This window comes from Vibrio vulnificus NBRC 15645 = ATCC 27562 (assembly GCF_002224265.1).
GTDB lineage: Bacteria > Pseudomonadota > Gammaproteobacteria > Enterobacterales > Vibrionaceae > Vibrio > Vibrio vulnificus.
This window is the reverse complement of sequence record NZ_CP012881.1, coordinates 2,399,891-2,419,177: the sequence shown is the minus strand read 5'-3', so window position 1 is coordinate 2,419,177 and position 19,287 is coordinate 2,399,891. Positions and strand designations below refer to the sequence as shown.

Annotated in this window: 20 protein-coding genes; all 20 read right to left on the bottom strand. The window is 48.6% G+C overall.

The window, feature by feature from the left end:
- Nucleotides 1-7: 7 nt before the first annotated feature.
- Entirely contained in the window at nt 8-277 is a 270-nt protein-coding gene (fliQ, locus tag AOT11_RS11280) for a flagellar biosynthesis protein FliQ (protein WP_011079845.1), read from the bottom strand.
- A gap of 15 nt (nt 278-292) precedes the next feature.
- Nucleotides 293-1,162 (bottom strand): flagellar type III secretion system pore protein FliP, encoded by an 870-nt coding sequence (gene fliP, locus AOT11_RS11275; protein WP_011079844.1) that lies wholly within the window; start codon nt 1,160-1,162, stop codon nt 293-295.
- Nucleotides 1,152-1,574 carry a flagellar biosynthetic protein FliO gene (fliO, locus tag AOT11_RS11270; protein WP_017420591.1) on the bottom strand — a complete coding sequence of 141 codons (423 nt, stop codon included), beginning with the start codon at nt 1,572-1,574 and terminating at the stop codon, nt 1,152-1,154. Before fliO ends, fliP begins: the two co-directional genes overlap by 11 nt.
- Nucleotides 1,574-1,984, bottom strand: coding sequence for a flagellar motor switch protein FliN (gene fliN / locus AOT11_RS11265; RefSeq protein ID WP_011079842.1), 411 nt, complete (start codon nt 1,982-1,984; stop codon nt 1,574-1,576). The genes fliO and fliN overlap by 1 nt, the downstream gene beginning before the upstream one ends.
- Before the next feature lie 69 nt (nt 1,985-2,053).
- Complete coding sequence (fliM, locus tag AOT11_RS11260) at nt 2,054-3,097, bottom strand: flagellar motor switch protein FliM (protein ID WP_011079841.1); 1,044 nt, start codon at nt 3,095-3,097, stop codon at nt 2,054-2,056.
- A 7-nt stretch (nt 3,098-3,104) separates the two neighbouring features.
- A complete protein-coding gene (gene fliL / locus AOT11_RS11255) occupies nt 3,105-3,602 on the bottom strand; it encodes a flagellar basal body-associated protein FliL (protein WP_017420592.1) in 498 nt (165 codons plus the stop codon).
- Between the two features lie 36 nt (nt 3,603-3,638).
- Nucleotides 3,639-5,687, bottom strand: a complete 2,049-nt coding sequence (locus AOT11_RS11250) for a flagellar hook-length control protein FliK (protein WP_017420593.1) — start codon at nt 5,685-5,687, stop codon at nt 3,639-3,641.
- 105 nt (nt 5,688-5,792) lie between these two features.
- Entirely contained in the window at nt 5,793-6,224 is a 432-nt protein-coding gene (fliJ, locus tag AOT11_RS11245) for a flagellar export protein FliJ (protein WP_013571300.1), read from the bottom strand.
- Nucleotides 6,225-6,227: 3 nt separating this feature from the next.
- Nucleotides 6,228-7,550, bottom strand: coding sequence for a flagellar protein export ATPase FliI (gene fliI / locus AOT11_RS11240; protein WP_026050304.1), 1,323 nt, complete (start codon nt 7,548-7,550; stop codon nt 6,228-6,230).
- Entirely contained in the window at nt 7,550-8,350 is an 801-nt protein-coding gene (gene fliH, locus AOT11_RS11235; protein ID WP_017420595.1) for a flagellar assembly protein FliH, read from the bottom strand. The genes fliI and fliH overlap by 1 nt, the downstream gene beginning before the upstream one ends.
- Nucleotides 8,351-8,446: 96 nt before the next feature.
- The gene (fliG, locus tag AOT11_RS11230) at nt 8,447-9,502 is read right to left on the bottom strand and encodes a flagellar motor switch protein FliG (protein WP_011079835.1); all 1,056 of its coding nucleotides are present in this window, start codon (nt 9,500-9,502) and stop codon (nt 8,447-8,449) included.
- Entirely contained in the window at nt 9,495-11,174 is a 1,680-nt protein-coding gene (fliF, locus tag AOT11_RS11225) for a flagellar basal-body MS-ring/collar protein FliF (RefSeq protein ID WP_306795435.1), read from the bottom strand. The genes fliG and fliF overlap by 8 nt, the downstream gene beginning before the upstream one ends.
- Before the next feature lie 81 nt (nt 11,175-11,255).
- Complete coding sequence (fliE, locus tag AOT11_RS11220) at nt 11,256-11,567, bottom strand: flagellar hook-basal body complex protein FliE (protein WP_011079833.1); 312 nt, start codon at nt 11,565-11,567, stop codon at nt 11,256-11,258.
- Between the two features lie 129 nt (nt 11,568-11,696).
- On the bottom strand, nt 11,697-13,112 hold the full coding sequence (locus tag AOT11_RS11215; protein ID WP_017420597.1) for a sigma-54-dependent transcriptional regulator: 1,416 nt from the start codon (nt 13,110-13,112) through the stop codon (nt 11,697-11,699).
- 26 nt (nt 13,113-13,138) lie between these two features.
- A complete protein-coding gene (locus AOT11_RS11210; RefSeq protein WP_017420598.1) occupies nt 13,139-14,173 on the bottom strand; it encodes a sensor histidine kinase in 1,035 nt (344 codons plus the stop codon).
- A 122-nt stretch (nt 14,174-14,295) separates the two neighbouring features.
- The gene (locus tag AOT11_RS11205) at nt 14,296-15,759 is read right to left on the bottom strand and encodes a sigma-54 dependent transcriptional regulator (protein ID WP_017420599.1); all 1,464 of its coding nucleotides are present in this window, start codon (nt 15,757-15,759) and stop codon (nt 14,296-14,298) included.
- A gap of 231 nt (nt 15,760-15,990) precedes the next feature.
- Nucleotides 15,991-16,401, bottom strand: a complete 411-nt coding sequence (fliS, locus tag AOT11_RS11200; protein ID WP_011079829.1) for a flagellar export chaperone FliS — start codon at nt 16,399-16,401, stop codon at nt 15,991-15,993.
- Between the two features lie 12 nt (nt 16,402-16,413).
- A complete protein-coding gene (locus AOT11_RS11195; RefSeq protein ID WP_017420600.1) occupies nt 16,414-16,716 on the bottom strand; it encodes a flagellar protein FliT in 303 nt (100 codons plus the stop codon).
- Nucleotides 16,717-16,722: 6 nt separating this feature from the next.
- Nucleotides 16,723-18,819, bottom strand: coding sequence for a flagellar filament capping protein FliD (gene fliD, locus AOT11_RS11190; RefSeq protein ID WP_026050303.1), 2,097 nt, complete (start codon nt 18,817-18,819; stop codon nt 16,723-16,725).
- A 20-nt stretch (nt 18,820-18,839) separates the two neighbouring features.
- Nucleotides 18,840-19,268, bottom strand: coding sequence for a flagellar protein FlaG (gene flaG / locus AOT11_RS11185; protein WP_011079826.1), 429 nt, complete (start codon nt 19,266-19,268; stop codon nt 18,840-18,842).
- Nucleotides 19,269-19,287: the final 19 nt, after the last annotated feature.

The window sequence follows — 19,287 nt, the reverse complement described above, 5'->3', positions numbered from 1 at the left end:
CTCCCGCCTAGTACAGAACTTGCGGAAAACGTTCCACTAGCGCGAAAAAGTACTCCATCAACATCTGTGTCATCCAATGGCCAAAGAGCATTAGCGCTAATAAAGTCACAATCAGACGTGGCAAAAAGCTCAGGGTTTGCTCGTTGATCGAGGTCGCCGCCTGAAAAATTGCCACAATCAAACCCACCAACAAACTGGGAATAATGATGGCACACACCATGATGAGAACCATCCACAGTGCTTCACGAAACAGCTCAACAAAAACTTCAGGTGTCATTGCGTCTCCTTACCGCTATAAGGCAAAACTGCCTGCGAGAGTGGAAAGGATCAGGTTCCAGCCATCAACTAACACGAACAACATTAGCTTAAATGGCAGCGAGACGATCATCGGTGACAACATCATCATACCCATCGCCATCAGTACCGAAGCCACGACAAGGTCAATGATAAGGAACGGCAAAAACAGCATGAATCCGATTTGGAATGCGGTTTTTAGCTCAGAGGTGATAAACGCGGGAATCAGCACCGCCATAGAAACGTCTTCTGGATTGGTGGCCTGCTCTCCTGACATATTGACGAATGTCTCGAGATCTTTCACGCGTGTTTGCTTGAGCATAAACGCTTTCATTGGCCCTTGTGCGGCATCAAACGCTTCACGGGCGGTGAGCTGCTCATTAAGGTACGGTTGAACCGCTTGTTCATTCACTTCGTTAATCACGGGCGACATGATAAAAAAGGTTAAGAAGAGTGCAATGCCAATAATGACCTGGTTTGACGGCGTTTGTTGCAGACCCATTGCCTGCCGCAAAATCGACATCACCACCACAATCCGGGTGAATGATGTCATCAGAATCACCATCGCTGGCAAGAAGCCAAGCATGGTCATTAACGCTAAAATCTGCAACGTGACCGAGTAGTCTTCGCTACCGTCAGGGTTGGTGGTCATGGTGAAAGCAGGGATACCGCCTCCGCTACCCACACTCATAAATTCACTCTTACTGGTGTCACTCTGCATTTGTGAAACCGTCACGCTACCGCCCGGTGCAAGATTGGCTGGCAACGCGGTCTCTTCCGCTTGTGCCCAAGCCGAAAAGGAAAATAGGGATGCCATCAGTAAGCTGAGTGATAGCCAAAACGTGGTCAGAAGTTGCTTATTGTTCATTCTTTTTCAGTAGCTGGCTAAATTGTTGTGCAAATGCCGTTTTAGCCAACTCCTCCTGTTTTAACGGATGCTCTAATTTTGCAAGCAGTTGGATAGACTGACTGGTGATGCCCACTAAAAATTGTTCTTCCCCCGCCTGAACAACGGCGATGCGCTCTCGTGTCCCCACCGCAATTTGACTCACCACCTTTAAGCCGTGTTTCTGGCCGAATGCTGGCGTTTGGATGCGCTTCATCAGCCAAGCTAAAAAGAGAATAAAAGCGATAACGAGGAGAAGAGAAGCAAACGTGGTGGCAAGGTCAAGCTCCGGCGCTTGGGGCGCGGCCCAAACACGAGGAGCACTCGTCATGGCGACCAGTGCTCCTGTAAGACCAAATAAGCGATGGCGATAACGGCTTGGTCTCATAAGCATTAACGCAGTTTTTTGATACGTTCAGTTTGGCTGATCACATCGGTGAGACGGATACCAAACTTATCGTTGACCACAACAACCTCTCCGTGGGCGATCAACGTACCGTTGACCAATACGTCGAGCGACTCACCAGCCAGACGATCCAGTTCGACTACCGAACCTTGGTTAAGCTGAAGTAAGTTACGAATGCTGATTTGTGAGCGGCCCACTTCCATCGAAATCGTCACTGGAATATCCATAATGGTATCCAGTTTGCGGCGCTCATCGGCGGTGATCGGCGCAGAGGTATCTTTCAACTCTTCTAATGGCGCCGCCAATACTTCGTCAACATCAATTTCAGGCGCTGCGGGATCTTCACCCAAAGCTGCTGCCCATTCTGCCGCTAGCCTTTCATCTTCACTTGATGCCATTTTACTATCCTGTTTTTACTTACTATTTAACTCAATACTAGACGAACATTTTGCTCTCAGTCGCGAGCATTAATCATCATCGTCGTCACTTTCTAGTTCAGACATGATGTCTTTCCCTAAGAAAGTTAAATCGGTTTTCACCACATGAGGGCGTTCAATTTCTTCGGAAATTTGCACCGCCAGTTTCTCGTTAGACTGCCCCATTTTCACGCGGTAAGTGGGTAATTCTTCTACAAACATCACGGCGTGCTTAGGCATTTCAATCGGAATCACATCCCCAGGTCGAAGTTCCATCAAATCGCGCAGCGAGATATCTTTCTCCAGCAAATTGACACGGAAATTCACAGGGCAATCCATGATTTCTTCACGCAGAGCAGAGCTCCAACGTACGTCCGTTTCCATTTTGTCCGATTGCACACCCGCATCAAGCAACTCCCGGATCGGCTCGACCATGGAATACGGCATGACCACATGGAAGTCACCGCCGCCGCCGTCCACTTCGATATGGAACGAACTCACGACAATCACTTCCGTTGGGCTAACAATGTTCGCCATACTCGGGTTCACTTCCGAGTCGAGATACTCAAATTCAACCCCCATCACAGGCGACCAAGCTTCTTTGTAATCTTCAAATACGATTTTCAGTAGAAGCTGTATGATACGTCGCTCTGTTGGGGTAAATTCGCGACCTTCAATTTTGGCGTGGAAGCGACCATCGCCACCAAAAAAGTTCTCTACCAGAATAAACACCAAACGCGCTTCCATGGTGATCAACGCGGTGCCTTTTAATGGCCTGAAGCGAACCATGTTCAAACTGGTGGGCACGTATAGCGTATTTTGGTATTCACCAAACTTCATCATTTGCACGCCGTTGATCGAGACTTCGGCGGTTTTTCTCAACATGTTGAACAAACTGATGCGCATATGACGAGCAAAACGTTCATTGATCAGTTCCAAGGTCGGCATGCGACCACGAACAATCCTGTCTTGTGAGGAGAAATCGAAATTGACGGCGCTGCCTAGATCATCCTCTATCGGCTCGTCTATCTCATCGACATCATCCACCCCATGAAGGAGCGCATCAATCTCGTCTTGGCTTAATAGATCGGTCACGCTATACCTACTGAATCACAAAGTCGGTAAACAATACTTTTTCAATCACAGGCTGACCTACCGATTTCGTCAGCGCTGCTTTAATGTCATCTGTGGCTTTGTCACGAAGCTCCGTTCGGCCCGTAGGTGAACGCAACTGTTCAACCGTTGCCGAAGCAAACGTTGATAGCAATGAACTTTCAATCAATGGCGAATGGTAACGGGCAAGGTTTTCATTTTCTGTACCACGAACCATCAACTGCACTTTGATTTGTACCATGCGATTGCGATTATCGCCCGTCACATTAAAAACAAAAGGTTGTGCGATATTAACGTACGCAATGGGGTCTTCAACAGGCTTTGTATCAACTTGTGCAGCGGCTTCTTCTTCCGCGGGATCGGAACCCATCAAGAAAAACGCTGCGCCGCCACCGCCGACCAATAAAACAACAACAGCAATGATAATGATGAGGAGTTTACTTTTCCCTTTTGGTGCTTCTTCACCGTTTTGCAATTCTTCTGCCATGAGCTGCTCTACCTATCAAACTTAACAATTTGTATTTTATGCGTAAAAACTGATTCCATCACGCTTTGATGTGACATTTAAGTCAAGTTTAACGTCAGCCTCAAGGTTTTCCTCATTTGAAGAGGCAAATCTGCTGTTTTGTTGTCCATTCCCTTGCCCATCAGCACTGTATTGTCTCTGCTGCTGACCTGATGCTTGCTGTTGAACCGACGAGTCGGCCAATTGCATCCCTTGTTGGGCGAGCATTTCCCGCAGTCTTGGCAGTGTTTGTTCAATGATGTCACGCGCCTGTGGGTTGGTGACAGTGAAATGCACATTAGCGATGTCGTTGTTCATCGTCATGCGGATTTGCATGCGGCCAAGCTCCGGTGGGTCCAGACGAATATCAAGTTGTTTGAGGTTCTTTGACATCATCATTTGCACTTTCTCTGCCACCTGCTCATTCGCTAACTCTCGCGTTAATGGCATTGGCGGTTGTTGCGCTGCGACATTCTCTGCTCTCGTTTGTCCTGTCACTGTCTGCGCACTATAGAGAGAGGTCGTGGGTTGAGCGCCCTGAGTCTCAGTACTTGTTTGCTTCGATGAGCCTTTTACGCTGGCAAGGCCAGCCGCCGCTAATGCCGCCTGCATCGATTGCACTTGAGATTTAGCCACATCCGGAGACGCGGCAGGATTAAACGCGGTTGGTATCGTATTCGCCGTCATGCCTTCAGGCAGAGCCATAGCCGCTTTGTCTGCGCTCAATGGGGCGGTTGTGGCTGTATTTGGCTGAGCAAGTGCTGTATGCACTGCTTGCGCTAACGCCGCGCTGCCTGCCGTTTTGGCAGCGGCGTTATCTTGATGCTTTGGCTGAGCAGATTGAGGTGATGTCCAATCGATGGCGGCATGTCGTTCACTCACGCCTTCCGAAGGGGTGAGTTGTGCCTGAGTGGTGGCCACGATAACAGGTAATCTTGTCGTCCATTCTGATGGGGGGAAATCCGCTACCATTTGACCTGATTTCAAACCCTCGAGAATTTTTTGCTCAGGCGCGCTTAAAGGTTGTGCCGCTGCTAATTTTTGCTCGATGACCACTAATAACTCAAGTGACAACACTTGTGGTGTTTCATTTGACGACGCTGCGCTATTTTTCACCGATTTGACGCCCATGGCGCTGCTGGCAATCAACGCTTGGGGATCCATATCAGCACTTGGCTGAGCATCCTTGCCAAGTGCCGCACTATTAGCCAGGTGACCCGCTTGAGTTTGAGGCATCACCTCACGCCAATCTTGTGGCAACTCAGTTTCAGCGACTTGAGCATTGATGATTTGAGCTTGATGGGCAGCATCAATAGGTTGCGCTTGACTCACGGCTTGCTGATCAAGATGCGCGGAATAGTGGGACAAGCTTTGCCCTTGTTGGGCCGCAATCAACGCTTGATCGTCATCGAGTGCACCACGTTGTGGCTGCACAGAAGTCGCCGCTGCCGCCAAGGTTGCGCTCTCATCCAATTCTGACGATGTGTTTTGTGGCAAGCCTTTGCCACTCGTCTCTTTCAGCGCCGCATTCGACTGTTCTAATTGGCCTAGAATTTTGGAGCCTTCCTGCATCACCGCTTGCTTGACATTGTCATCTTGTGTCGCCGTTTCTTTTGCTGCGCCAGCCGCGCTTTTCAATACGTCACTGTCTGTAGTTACGCGACTAAGCGATTGATTCGATTTGGCATCTTCGCTACCAAGTACTGCTGAAGAGTCTTGGTCTGATTTCGATTCGGCCACGCGCTGGGATGAAGAGACGTCGGCTTCTGATTCAAGCTCTAGCACCTCATCAACCGAGCTATCTGATGGGCTAACCTTTGCCTCACTTGTCTCATCTGCGTCACCAAGAGCATTGCTCCCTTTGACACCTTCCGATGGAGTGCCTTGTGATGCTTTTGCTGTGACGTTGCCGTCCACTTCTGTTTTTCCAGAGGAGAAGACTTCAGAAAGGGTCTGCAAAAAACCTTTGGCGTCCGTCGATTCGGCAGTGGCGGTTGCAGCCAAGCTTTCGCCACTTTGACTGGTGGTCTTTGCTGTCGTGGAAACGGGTTGCAGATTCACATTCATAATTCGAGTCTCTTAGCCGCGCTAAAATGGGTTAAAATCCAACGCTTTCCAGCCTTGGTATTGAGCTAAAAAAATAGCCTGCAAAAAGCAAGCCACTTATCTCATTTAGCGCCGTGAATAGAGCAAGGTGGAGAACTCATCCATCTGTTTCTGCTCTCGCTTTGCTTCTGCTTTGAGTTTCTCTTGCTGTTTTTTCTCAATCATCCACTCGTAGGATTTTCGTTGCTTGCGCACTTCTAGCCAGTAATGCTCACAGTTTTCAACTTGTTGTTTAAATTGTGTTTCTGCTTGCTTTTGCTTAGAGAGCGTTTCATCCAGTTTACCGAGGAATCGATGCAAATGAACAAACTGGCTGGCCGTTAAACCATTTTGCCCTCGCTCGACGAGCTGCTGGCAATAATCCAGGCGATACTTTTCAATTTGAGCCAATTGAGCGTAGTAACCTTCCAGCTCCGATTTCGCCTTATTCAGCGCCATCACCGCTTGGTTTTCTTTCTCTTTGGTCTGCTCAAGCAGAAAGTCCATTGCGTTTTCCATCGATTACTGCACTCCAAGCGCGTTCTTCAACATGTTGACACACATGGCGTAAGGCACGGTTTCTTTCATCCGTTGTTGCAAGTATTCGTCCAACTTCGGCTTCAATGTGAAAGCACTGTCGATAGCCGGATCGGTACCCGGTTTATAAGCGCCAATCGACACCAAATCTTGGTTTTTACGACAAATAGACAACACTTGGCGCACCGCTTTCGACATCAGCACATGCTCTTCTGTGGTGATCTGTGGCATGACTCGGCTCACGGACTTCTCAACATCAATCGCCGGATAATGACCCGCATCGGCCATTTCACGCGAAAGGACAATATGACCATCCAAGATGGCGCGCGACGCGTCAGCGATCGGGTCTTGAAGGTCATCGCCTTCCGTTAAAACGGTAAAGAATGCGGTGATCGAGCCTTGTTGCGGACCACCATTACCCGCGCGCTCCACCAGCGCAGGCAATTTGGCAAACACCGAAGGTGGATAACCTTTGGTGGCAGGCGGTTCACCGACCGACAGTGCAATTTCACGCTGCGCTTGGGCAAAGCGTGTCAATGAATCCATCAGGAGCAACACATCCAACCCTTGATCACGGAAATATTCCGCAATGGTCAGTGCTGTTTGACAACCTTTCAAGCGCATAAGCGGCGATGCATCCGCGGGCGCGGCGACAACGACGGAACGCTTGCGTCCATCTTCACCGAGAATTTCTTCGATGAACTCTTTGACTTCTCGTCCACGTTCACCAATCAATCCCACCACGACCACTTGGGCGGTGGTACCACGGGTCATCATACCTAGCGTGACCGACTTACCCACACCAGAGCCCGCAAACAGGCCGATACGTTGGCCTTTTCCCACCGTAAGTAAACCGTTAATGGCTTTCAATCCGACATCAAGCGGTTCGGTAATGGGTTTGCGCGCAAGGGGGTTAATGGGTTCCGCATTAAAAGAAGCACGATGTTCAGTGTAAATTGGGCCTAAGCCATCTAAGGGGTTGCCCACACCGTCAATCACACGACCAAGCAGTTCCATGCCCACGGGCAAACCACTCTCGCTGGTTAACGGCGTCACTTTAGCGCCGGGCAGAATGCCGCCGATTTGCTCGCTCGGCATCAGAAATAGATTGTCACCCGAAAAACCGACAACTTCAGCTTCCATCTGGCCCGTCATGGTTTCAACCAAACACAAGCTGCCGATGGGTGCTCGACAACCTGTCGCTTCCAGCGTTAAACCGACAACACGCACTAGTTTACCTGAGGCGACTGGACGGCTGCCCAAGCCTTGCACTCTGTAGCTTTTGAGTCTCTCTGCTAGCGCAATCATCATTCACCTCCGTGGTGACGATTCTTACCACAGAAATTCTGTATCACTTGCTTGATGCGCTCTTCCATCCGGTAGCTCACGCTGGATTCGCCCGCTTCGATTTGTACATCGCCACGGTTCAGTGCTGGTTCACTGAGTAAGGTCCAATTGCGGAAGTTGAGATCATCCTCGCCATAAGCAGAGCGAATAATGTCGACATCTTCGGGATTGAGGCGCAGCGTAATGGGATGCCCGGCAATCGGTAGACTTTCAACAGAGGCTTTCACGGTGTCTAAGATCACTTGTGGGTTGGTTTGCACCTCGACATGCACCACTTCTTTGACCAAGCACAACACCATATCCACCAGTTGTTTTTCCACTTGGTTGTTCATCAGCTCTAATGGCTGAGCAAACTGGTTAGCGAGATTAATAAAGGTATCAACCTGCTGCTTGATGTGTTCTTGTCCCGCTTCAACGCCTTCATTTTTGCCCTGCTCTAGGCCCTCTTCATGACCGGCTTGAAAACCTTCCTCTTTGCCTTTATCAAAACCTTGTTTAAAGCCCGCTTCTTGACCTTGGAACAAACCTTCTTGATAAGCGCCTTGCTTGATCAGTTCGATTTGCTCTTCGGTCAACTCAAGGACAGCGTCTTCTTCCGGCTGTTCGAAATCGGGCATCCAGCCAGGATCGTAGTTAAACGCCGTTTCTTTAGCTTGCTTGTTCACCTCAGAGCCGTAATCTGGCAATCCCCAACGCTGAGGTTGTGGAACGGCATCGTCTTCACCAGGGCGGATAAAACCACGTTTTCTCTCGTTAGCCATGGATCGGTTACCTCTGAATGGTCACATGTAAAACTCAGTGATTGAGTTTTCATTGTTCTTAAGGAAACAAAGCCCCAACTCGGGGCTTGTCTGTTATTACAAGAATTCGTCTGCGCCACCGGACAGCATGATTTCTCCGCTGTCGGCTAAACGACGAGCAATGGCCAGAATTTCTTTCTGCGCCGCTTCCACATCGGCAACACGCACTGGTGGCATTGCTTCGATGTCGTCTTTCATCATCTCAGCGGCACGTTTCGACATGTTCTTGAAGATCTTCTCACGAAGACCGTCATCGGCACCTTTAAGGGCTTTCTGTAGCACGTCTTGTGGGACGTCACGCAGCAATTTCTGGATACCTTGATCGTCCACTTCGATAAGGTTCTCGAATACGAACATGAGATCTTGGATTTGTGTCGCCAGATCTTCGTCTTGGTCGCGAATCTGCTCCATCAACAAACCTTCGACGTTGTTGTCGAGGTAGTTCATGATCTCTGCAGCGGCCTTCAGGCCGCCAATTTTCGCTGCTTGTGCGCCCGCTTGGCCGGCAAACTGTTTCTCCATGATTTCGTTCAACTCAGCCAGTGCTGAAGGTTGAACTTCCTCAAGGTTGGCAATACGCATCATTAAGTCAAGGCGTACTCGCTCTGGGAATTGCGCGATGATCTCGGCTGATTGATCGGCTTCCAAGTAAGACAATACGATCGTCTGAATTTGTGGGTGTTCGTTAACAATGATGCTCGCCACTTGTCGTGGGTCCATCCATTTCAGCGAATCGAGACCTTTCGAGCCCGTGCCCAATAGGATTTGATCCACCAAGTTGTTGGCTTTGTCTGCACCCAGTGCCGCGATCAAGGTATTACGCATGAAGTCTTCACTGCCCATACCGATGTTGGTGTACTTCTGAATGTCTTCCAAGAAAGCACGGTGCACGGCCGAGACTTTGTCTTGGCTGAGATCTTTGGCGCGCGCCATCGCACTACCCACGCGCTGAACCTGTTTTGGCTCTAAGTGGCGGATAATACCGGCGGCGTCTTGTTCGTTTAAACTCAGCAGCAAAATTGCTGCTTTTTCTTCACCTGATATCGAACTGATATCAACTTCTGGTGTATCCATCGAGCCGTCTTCGTTCCCGTTTACAATTTCGTTAGCCATTTACCATCCAATTCTTGACCACTTGTGCTGCCAGTTCAGGTTCATTTGCCACGAGGGCACGAACCGCTTTCAGCACGTCTTCGTCCTTGTGTAGGTTAGGGAGATCGATACTAGAGCCAAACTCAAACAGCTCACCTGCATCAATATCGCTACCGATTAGGCTGGTTTCACCATCGGCACCAATCGGTAAGCCATCTGGTCCATACATTTCGTCATCGTCGTCACCCGCAGGGTTGAGCAGTTTCTTCATCGCAGGGCGGATCAGAACTAAGATCACCACAATAATGACTAAGGCACTGGCAAACCAACGAATCCAATCGTTGAAGTTAGGATGTTCCCAAATAGGCACATCCGCCAATTGCTCCTGCTCTGGCTCGGCAAATGGCATACTTAATACGTTGAGCAAGTCACCACGATTTTCACTAAAGCCGACGGTACCGACAAGCACTTGGCGAATCGCGTTAATTTCCGCCTCGCTGCGAGGTGTATATGTCACATCACCTGTCTCAGGATTGATGATGGCGCGATCTTTAATGGCGACCGCGACGGTTTGACGGTTAATCACACCCATTTGCTTACGCTCATGACTGATGGTGGTGTCCAGTTCAAAGTTACGTGTCGATTCTTTACGTACCGATCCTTGACCGAGCACCGAGCCATCTTTCATTTGTGCAACATCTTGAGGAATCGACGCATCGGCAGGAGGCTGGTTACTCAGGGCACCGGGCACCCCTGCCACCATGTTGCCATTGTTGTAATCTTCAAGCGCGTATTCGCTTCGTGTCGCGGGCGTATTCGGATCAAACTGCTTACGCGTTTGCTCGACCGCACTGAAGTCCATTTCGATATCCACTTGGGCGGTATAGTTACCGAAGCCTAAGATAGGGATCAAAACGGAGTCGATTTTTTCACGCAGCGCTTGTTCTTGATTACGCTCCAACTCTTGCTCTTTGCGGCGAGCGGCTGAAACGGGATCTTGAGAACCAGAATTGAGCAAGCGACCATGTTGATCCGTGACGGTCACACGCGAGGTCTTCATCCCTGGCACGGCACTGGCTACCATGTCAACAATCGAATCGACTTCTTGCTGCTTGAGATTGGAACCGGTATTTAGGGTCAAGAATACAGAGGCGGAGGCTTCTTGGTTGTGGCGCACAAACACACTCTGTTTTGGCAACGCGAGAAGCACTTTGGCTTTGCGCACTTGCTTCATCTCTTCGATCGCTTTACCCAGTTGGCGCTCTCGACTCAGTTTCAAACGCTCTTGTTCAAGACGCTGTGAAACCCCAAACCCCATATCTTGCAGCAAGATATCGTCACCCGCTTGGGTGCTCTGATTCAAACCAGAACGCACCATATCCAATTTGATTGAATTGAATTCACTCGTTTCAACCAAAATGGTGTTGCCATCCAATTTGTAATTGATTTTTTGCTGGTCTAAATGATCCAGTACAGGTATCAGTTCTTCGGTTTCAAACACGCCCAATGGTCGCATTTCTGGCTCTTTAACCCAGAAAAACAACATGACAATCAAAGCGACACAGATTGAAATAGAGAGGACTAACACGACCTGACGTAATAAATCTAAATCACCCACGGCCATATCAAACTTAGAAGAGCTACGCTCGTCTAAATCTGGATTCTGACTGTCCATATCCATATCAGAATGCATGGTTAACGCTTTACTGGAACCATCATCAGTCAGTGCTAGATCGGTTGATTTATTTTCTTCAGCCACAGTTTACTACCCACATTAGACTGGCATGTTCATAAGGTCTTTGTATGCCTCGACCAGTTTATTTCTAACCTGTACCGTGGCTTCAAATGCGACGCTGGATTTGTTTCTCGCAATCATGACATCAGAAAGAGAAACATCCGCGTCACCGCGATCAAAGCGGGTTTGCAAATCACTTGAGCTCTTTTGCAGTGAGTTAACGTTATTGATGGCCTGATTTAGCAAGGTGCTAAAATCGGCACTGACTTTCGCGCCCGTCGCCGGTGCGGTCGTGTTGCTTGCTTCAAGCATCATGGCGCGCATTTCGCCGTTAAATCCATCAATTCTCATCGTTACCTCTAAGCCAAAAGTTTGACTAACTATTTTGCTGTAATATTGACACAGCAATTAGCATGCCATATTGCCCGTTATGGCTGGCCAGTTTACCTGAGTCAGGCAATCTGACCAAGATTTCAAATCCTATCCCGGGATCTCGATACCAGCATCGCGCATTTTGGCTAGCTTATAGCGTAAAGTTCTGGGGCTAATCCCCAGTTTATCCGCCATTTCTTTGCGGCGACCCTGACATTCAATCAGCGTTTCCAAGATAATGGCATACTCTTGATCGCGCAGCTCACTGCCTAAGCTGTCACCCACAGACAGGCCGCGAATCATGCCTTCGGGCTCCGCTTGAGCGACTGGCTTAATGTCTGGCGCAATGTGTTCTTGCTGCTGCACCACATGTTGCAAGCTGTCGGCATCTTGCCAATCCACCCCTTCAAGCAAGATATGCTCGTGGGAGATGTCGCCATTTTCACTGAGGATCAGCGCACGCTGCACTACGTTATCCAGCTCACGCACATTACCCGGCCATGGGTATTGCAACAGCTTCTCCAGCGCACTTGGTGAGAAACGCGGCACTGGGATGCCTTGCTTGGTACAATGGCGCTCTGCCAAATGCTTCGCCAGCGGTGTGATGTCTCCTTGACGGTCACACAACGCAGGCCAAGTGATTGGGAAAACGTTCAAACGATAGTACAAATCTTCACGGAAGTTGCCCGCCGAGACATACTGTTTGAGATCGCGGTTACTGGTGGCCAGCACGCGAACATCAAGCTTAATGCTCTTGCGACTGCCTAAACGTTCCACTTCACGCTCTTGCAAAACACGCAGCAGTTTGGCTTGTAGATTCAAATCCATTTCGCTGATTTCATCGAGCAAAATGGTACCGCCTTGGGCTTGTTCAAATTTCCCCGGACAAGCTTGAACCGCCCCGGTAAACGCCCCTTTCTCGTAGCCAAATAGGGTTGCTTCCAACATATTGTCTGGAATGGCAGCACAGTTAATAGCAATAAAAGGCCCATCTTTGCGCGGAGAAGCATTATGAATGTAGCGCGATAGCACTTCTTTGCCCGAGCCACTAGGCCCAAGAACCATCACGTTGGCATCGGTACGAGCGACTTTGTCCGCCAATGCCAATAAGCGTAAGCTTTTCTCGTCCGCCACAACGGCATCGCCATTGTCTTCAGATTTTACAGGCGCGTAGCGGCTGACCATATTGAGCAAGACTTCTGGCGCAAAAGGCTTAGCCATGTAGTCAATCGCTCCTTCCTTCATCGCAGACACGGCGTCTTCGATGTTGGCGTACGCCGTCATCAGCAACACGGGTAAATTTGGCCAGTTTTGTTTGATGCTGCGCAGCAGTGCCAAGCCACCCATGCCTGCCATTTGTACATCAGAAACGACAATATCGACCGGATTGGCTTTCAGCTTAACCAAAGCATCTTCTGCGCAATCCGCTTCTAGCCATTCATAACCTGCTAATGCCAATGTGTCGACTAGCGCTTCGCGCAGACCTTCATCGTCTTCTACGATTAACACTTTGCTTTGAGCCATCTTGATTCTCCAGTGTTGTTACGCGCTCATTCTGCATCTGCAGATTGAGTTCTTTCCAAAGGGATACACATGGTGAAGCAAGCACCATCCCCTTCTTCCGATAATAATTCTAGTCGACCCTCATGAGCACGACAGACCATTTGTACCACGGCCAAACCTAAACCCGTTCCTTGAGAACGAGTGGTAAAAAAAGGTTCCATGATTTTGTTTTGCAGCTCTTTCGGCACACCAGGGCCACTGTCTTGTACTGAAATACGCAACTCACCATTGACTGGGCGGAAAAACACATCGATCTGAGCTTCTTTCCCCGCAATTTGAATGGCGTTCATCACTAAGTTGCTCAATGCAGAAGCGATGGCGTTGGCATTACCTAAAATAACCGTTTGTTCCTCTTCCACCTCTTGACCGTAATCAATATGATTGCTTTTCAATGCTGTCTCAACCATGGGCTGAAACTCATTAACCAGTTGAGCAATGGTGAAAGGTTTAATGACTTTGTTGTCGCCACCTTTGGCAAACAACAACATGTCGTTGACCTGCTTTTCCAAATCCTGCAGGCGATCCATCAGCTTTGATTGAAAGCGCTCTCGCGTTGTATTAGGCAGGTTAGGAGCAGAAAGGTTTGAGGCGTAAAGCATCGCACTAGAGAGCGGGGTTCGAACTTGATGCGCCAAAGACGCGACCATGCGTCCTAACGAAGATAACCGCTGTAAATCACTCACACGAGATTGCAACAAGCGCGTCTCGGTCAGGTCCGTGATCAAAATAAGTTGGCCTGTCGCAGAAGCCGAAATGGCTAAGCGTACTTTTCGACCATTGCGCAGGGACACTTCATGGCCATCATCTTCGCGCGGATCGAACGCAGCTTGGATCACCGAAAACCAGCGCTCGTTCACCAAGGGCACTTCTAGAATTCGATGCGCTTCTGGATTGGCTTCTCGCACCACCCCTTGAGTATCAAGCAAAATCACTCCCGCTGGCATCACATCAAGCACTTGCTTATAACGTTCTACCTGACTTTCTACCGAGTCTAAGTGGGATTGATTGGTTAAATTATCCATGCGCTGTCGAAATCTCGCCTCAAATACTAGAATAGCCTAACACGCAAAATGCATGCCAGGCTATTTTTGTTTTTTATCAATACGTTAGGTGATTGACAATAAGTTGACGCTGAAATCGCTTTCTAACGTTGCATATTGTACTTGCGCATTTTCTCAACCAATGTGGTACGGCGCATTCCCAACATATCAGCAGCACGAGCCACGACACCGCCTTGCGCTTCTAACGCTTGGTTGATCATGTTCACTTCCAAATCCGCAAGAAGTTCTTTCAAGTTAACCCCTTCAGGCGGCAAGGATTGAGGAGCATCGAAGTGGTCATCAAAGTTATTTCTCGTAGCCAGATCGAAGCTTTCTGAGAAAATGTCTTCCAACACGTCGCGCTCTTGATCTTCAATCGAATTGAACGATGACGTCTCTGGCTGAAATTCTGGAATGTCACTGTAACGATATTTGGTTGGCAAGTGATTCACATCTACCAAGCTATTTGGATAGAGGATCACCATACGCTCAACCAAGTTCGCCAATTCACGCACGTTACCTGGCCAATCATGCTCCATTAAGGAGTTGATCGCACGAGGGGTAAAACAAATTGGTAATCCCCCTTCGGCTTGCAGACGTGTCATGAGCTCCTGCAGTAACAAAGGAATGTCTTCTTTACGCTCTTTAAGCGCCGGCATCTCAATGGGGAACACGTTGAGACGGTAGAAAAGATCTTCGCGGAACTTTTCATCGTCGATCATGGTTTCTAAATTGCGGTGTGTTGCCGCAATAATGCGCACATTGGCTTTAATGGTGGTGTTGCCACCTACGCGTTCAAAACAACGCTCTTGCAGCACACGCAGCAACTTAACCTGCATTGCCATTGGCATATCGCCAATTTCATCCAAGAAAAGTGTGCCACCTTCGGCTAACTCAAAACGCCCTTTGCGCGTGGTTAACGCACCAGTAAAGGCCCCTTTTTCGTGACCAAACAATTCACTTTCAAGTAAATCTGGTGGAATCGCACCACAGTTGATTGGCACAAAAGGACCATTGCGACGTGAGGAATGATAGTGGATATTACGCGCGACCACTTCTTTACCCGTTCCCGATTCACCCAAGATCAAAACATTCGCTTCGGTCGCTGCCACTTGTTCGATTAGATGACGAACTTCTTGAATACCTAAGCTTTGACCGACAAGACTGCGGAAGAGGGTGTTCTTACGTGCCGAGGCAACAACATTTACGCCTTTACGACCCAAAAACTCTTTACAGTGTCTTAGCGCTTCGCTGAGCTGAGGATAGTTGAGTGGGAATTCCAACTCACCAATCAGGTTCGGCAGGTGTTCTACAGGATGAGAAAAATCCCCCAACACGAGTAAAGGGATATGGTGGGCGGAGTTCAGTTTTGCCATCACAGTCGTGATGGACTTATTGTCGACGAAACCAACGATAACCCCTGACCAGATCTTTGACCAATCTGCATTTTCTATCTGATCAGAACGTAGGGCTTCGCAACTCTCTCCAACGAATTCCAGTATATTGCGTAAGTTAAGACGATTCGCTTCATCGTCTTCTATTACAAGCAGCTTTGCCAAACCTTGCATAAGTACCGATTATTGCCTTTGTTTTATGATGTGTTGCGGCCAAACCTTGATATGCGAAATCAAAATGATCAATTTGTTTAAAGATCACTCAATTAACGATAGACAAAACAGGAAAATCAGCAACAAAAAAAGCCATCAGGGCTACTAATGGCTTCTATTTTATTTGAATAAAAAAATAAGGCAACCAAGCAATTAGGAGGTGTGAGCTCGGTAGAAAGAATGGATATCGAATTACATTCCAATATCCGCAGCCGTGAGATTGTGGTACTCGTTTGGAATTTGGTCCCAAGCCGATTTGATCTCACGGATGATGTCGATCACATCGTCGATCATTTGTGGGTCATTTTTGTGATTCGCCCCTGAGATCTGCGTGATCATAAATTCGTAAAGCTGATCGAGGTTACGTGCAATATCACCACCATCATCCATTGAGAGACAGCTACGCAGTGCAATGATGATGTCCAATGCTTTGCCAAGACGCTCACCTTTCACTGGAATGTTACCCGCTTGCATCGCTGCTTTGCCTTGAATCAGACGCTCGATCGCCCCTGCCATTAGCATTTGAATGACTTTATGCGGCGACGCAGCACTGAGTTGGCTATCCACTGACACTTTTTTATAAGCCTGTAATGAACCGCGCATAGTATTCCTCTTTTACGTAAACTTCTTATATTGTTGGAGCGAACGCTGACCATGCCTCAATTTTTGTAGTTGAAGGCCAACTAAACTAGTCTGAGATTGCATTCGTTCAAATAATGCTTTTGTCCGAGTGAGCATCAATTGCCACTCTTCCTCATGCTTTAACTGTGGTTTATCCACCAGCATTTGCAGAAGGTTTTGCAATAACTGTTCCCTGTTATCGACCAAACGCACCAATTCTTCAGCATTTATTTCGTTTTTTTCTAATTCCTGAGAAATTAGCTGATCGAGATCACGCAATTCAGAAAGTTGAGTCATGCGTTATTATCCCAGAGCGTTCATCAATGCGCCTAATTGCCCCTGCATTTTACTGGTCGCGTCTTGCATTGCAGTAAATTTCGAGTGAGTGCGCTGTTCTAAACTGCCCATGCGGCGATCCAATGCCGCTTGCTCATCAACCAATCGGTAAGTTTGCTCCGATAAACTTTTCTCACGAGTACGAATAGAACCGGTCACGCCGGTGATACCGTGAATGGCATCTTCGACACGTTTAGCGAACCCTGTGTTTCCGCCAAAGAACTCTTCCAAACGATTGAAATTGTTATTCAACTGACGATCAAGCATGTCGTAGTTGATTTCCAACGTACCTTGACGAGTGGTGGTGATTCCAAATTCTGTTAGCGACTTGAGGTTTTCTGGCGCTTTCTCTATTCGAGTCGAGAAAACGCTCTTTAAACGAGAGTCGGCATTTCTTACCGTGCTGTCCCCGGCTAGCGGCCCTTTTTGACCGGTCGTAGGATCGACACCCGACAACGCTTTCGACGTCTGATAAAACTGATTATAGGCCGCGACAAACGTCTCGATGTCATCACGGACACTCTGTCTATCATACTCCACCCCGATTTCTGCTGGGGCTTTGTTTTTAGGTGTCACCCCTTTGAGAGCGAGATCGACCCCTTCAATGGCGTCTTCAATAATGTTGTTGTTACTCGATAGCTGAGCAACACCATCCAACACCACCATCGCATCTTGCCCTTGCTGAACTTCCGTCATGCCGCTGTAGGTATCAAACGATTCCTGAGCTTGTTTCAGTTGCTCATTCGCTTGATCAATGCGCTCTAAGCGCTCACGCTCCTGCGGTTCCAACTTCGCGCGCTGAATTTGCTTCGCTTGCTCTTCGGTCAACTCACCTTTAGCTACTTTTTCATCCAACGCGGCTTTTTCTTGTGCCAGTTCTTCTTCTATCTTGGCTTTTTCTTGCGCGAGTTCTTGCTCAATTCGCGCTTGCTCCGCTTCAAATTTGGCTTGCGCTTCTTTGACGGTTTCATAGGAATCAGTCAAGGTACCGGACGCTGTATTCGTCCATCCTGGTACGTCTGGTGCTTTTTCAATGGCCGCTTCATCAAGTTCAAGCTCAGGGCGGTGATAAGAATCCAGCAAAGTACCTGACGCAGTTTCCGTCCATCCACCAATGCTGTCTTGCGGCATTAAACCAGCAGCTTGGCTCGCTTCGTCTAATGCTTGCTGAGCGGCTTGCGCGGCGGCCGTACCAAAACTGTTGACCGATTCTTCTTCTGCAACAGGAGAGCCATCTTCCGCCAAAGAGGTATCGCTGGCTAATTGAGGCTCGTCACCCTCACTTTGAGGTGCCGCTTCAATAGGATTGCCCTGTTCGTCGACCTGCGGTTCTGCCTCTTCAGACATCGTGTCACCGTCAGCGACGGCCGTTTCTTCCGGTTTGCTTTCGCTGATCACTTCTTCGGCAGCAAGGCGTGCTTGCTCCAGTGCTTTAACGCGGTCTTCGAGGGTTTTGTATTCGAGTTTTTTGAGCGGATTACCTCGTTCGGCATCCACATGAATTCGGATTTGATTTTCTTTGCCTGAAACCGTCGAGGCGACGATAAGGCGGGGACCTTCGACATCATTGATGATAGAGGCACGTACTCCGAGGTTTTTGCTTGCCCCGTTTATGCCTCTCACGACGTCAACCAGTTTTGAATCTGCGCTGACGTTGACATCGAACGATTTGTCGCCAAGCGAAATCTGCAGCTTGCCCGGGCCAAACTTGTCATCTTCGGCTAATACATCCGAAGCAACCTTATGGCTCTGTGCAAGCTGCAACACATCGATGGCATACTTACCTGCAATGGCATCGGTAGTTGCAGTGGCTGAGACGACACTATCGTCAGTCGTATCGACTTTTCGCACCGCGAAAGCCTTCTCCTGACGAAAGTTCGCCATCAGATTTTTCATCGTATCCAGAGATTCTCTGAGCCGACCATAGGCGCTGATGCTGCTATCAATCCTGGCCCGCTCATTGTCTATGCGTTGCTGCTTTGGTACGCGCTCCGCATCGACAACTTTGCTGACCATGGAGTTGATATCCATGCCACCAGACATCCCCAAAGGGCCTAAACTCATCAAATCACCTCAATAACGACTTACACTTTGTCTACCAGCAAACCAGAGCTGGTAGCTTGCGCGGCTAAGCGTCTAAATACGTCCAGCATATCTTCATCTGGGATTTGACGTATGATGTCGCCTGTTTTGGCTTCATAAATCGTCACTACGTCTCTCCCAGACTCTTCATCTACTCTAAAAGATAACCCTTTATTGATGGAAGAGATAAATTCATTCATCTTTTCCACCATTCTCAGTTTCTCTTCTCGGTTGAGCTCTTGACGAGCTTGCGCCATTTTTACTGCCGCTTCAACCGTTAGATTCACGTCGTTCTTTTTCACCGTTTCCGATGAAGGGTTGCCTTTTTCGACCGATACACTAGGCACGCCACCGCTTTTTTCATAAGCAACTTTTGTGCCACTTTGCAAGCCGTAAGGCTGGATGTTCGATGTGTAGGATGGTATTTCCATAACAATCTCCCTTCCACCT

Excerpts from the sequence above, each read along its gene's own strand:
- fliE (WP_011079833.1), bottom strand. The coding sequence starts at position 11,567 with ATGAGAATTGATGGATTTAACGGCGAAATGCGCGCCATGATGCTTGAA.
- AOT11_RS11195 (WP_017420600.1), bottom strand. The coding sequence starts at position 16,716 with ATGACTCAACTTTCTGAATTGCGTGATCTCGATCAGCTAATTTCTCAG.
- AOT11_RS11215 (WP_017420597.1), bottom strand. The coding sequence starts at position 13,112 with ATGGCTCAAAGCAAAGTGTTAATCGTAGAAGACGATGAAGGTCTGCGC.
- fliF (WP_306795435.1), bottom strand. The coding sequence starts at position 11,174 with ATGCATTCTGATATGGATATGGACAGTCAGAATCCAGATTTAGACGAG.
- fliG (WP_011079835.1), bottom strand. The coding sequence starts at position 9,502 with ATGGCTAACGAAATTGTAAACGGGAACGAAGACGGCTCGATGGATACA.
- fliO (WP_017420591.1), bottom strand. The coding sequence starts at position 1,574 with ATGCTTATGAGACCAAGCCGTTATCGCCATCGCTTATTTGGTCTTACA.
- fliD (WP_026050303.1), bottom strand. The coding sequence starts at position 18,819 with ATGAGTTTAGGCCCTTTGGGGATGTCTGGTGGCATGGATATCAACTCC.
- fliH (WP_017420595.1), bottom strand. The coding sequence starts at position 8,350 with ATGGCTAACGAGAGAAAACGTGGTTTTATCCGCCCTGGTGAAGACGAT.
- fliS (WP_011079829.1), bottom strand. The coding sequence starts at position 16,401 with ATGCGCGGTTCATTACAGGCTTATAAAAAAGTGTCAGTGGATAGCCAA.
- fliL (WP_017420592.1), bottom strand. The coding sequence starts at position 3,602 with ATGGCAGAAGAATTGCAAAACGGTGAAGAAGCACCAAAAGGGAAAAGT.
- fliJ (WP_013571300.1), bottom strand. The coding sequence starts at position 6,224 with ATGGAAAACGCAATGGACTTTCTGCTTGAGCAGACCAAAGAGAAAGAA.
- fliP (WP_011079844.1), bottom strand. The coding sequence starts at position 1,162 with ATGAACAATAAGCAACTTCTGACCACGTTTTGGCTATCACTCAGCTTA.
- fliN (WP_011079842.1), bottom strand. The coding sequence starts at position 1,984 with ATGGCATCAAGTGAAGATGAAAGGCTAGCGGCAGAATGGGCAGCAGCT.
- flaG (WP_011079826.1), bottom strand. The coding sequence starts at position 19,268 with ATGGAAATACCATCCTACACATCGAACATCCAGCCTTACGGCTTGCAA.
- fliI (WP_026050304.1), bottom strand. The coding sequence starts at position 7,550 with ATGATTGCGCTAGCAGAGAGACTCAAAAGCTACAGAGTGCAAGGCTTG.
- AOT11_RS11205 (WP_017420599.1), bottom strand. The coding sequence starts at position 15,759 with ATGCAAGGTTTGGCAAAGCTGCTTGTAATAGAAGACGATGAAGCGAAT.
- AOT11_RS11210 (WP_017420598.1), bottom strand. The coding sequence starts at position 14,173 with ATGGATAATTTAACCAATCAATCCCACTTAGACTCGGTAGAAAGTCAG.
- AOT11_RS11250 (WP_017420593.1), bottom strand. The coding sequence starts at position 5,687 with ATGAATGTGAATCTGCAACCCGTTTCCACGACAGCAAAGACCACCAGT.
- fliQ (WP_011079845.1), bottom strand. The coding sequence starts at position 277 with ATGACACCTGAAGTTTTTGTTGAGCTGTTTCGTGAAGCACTGTGGATG.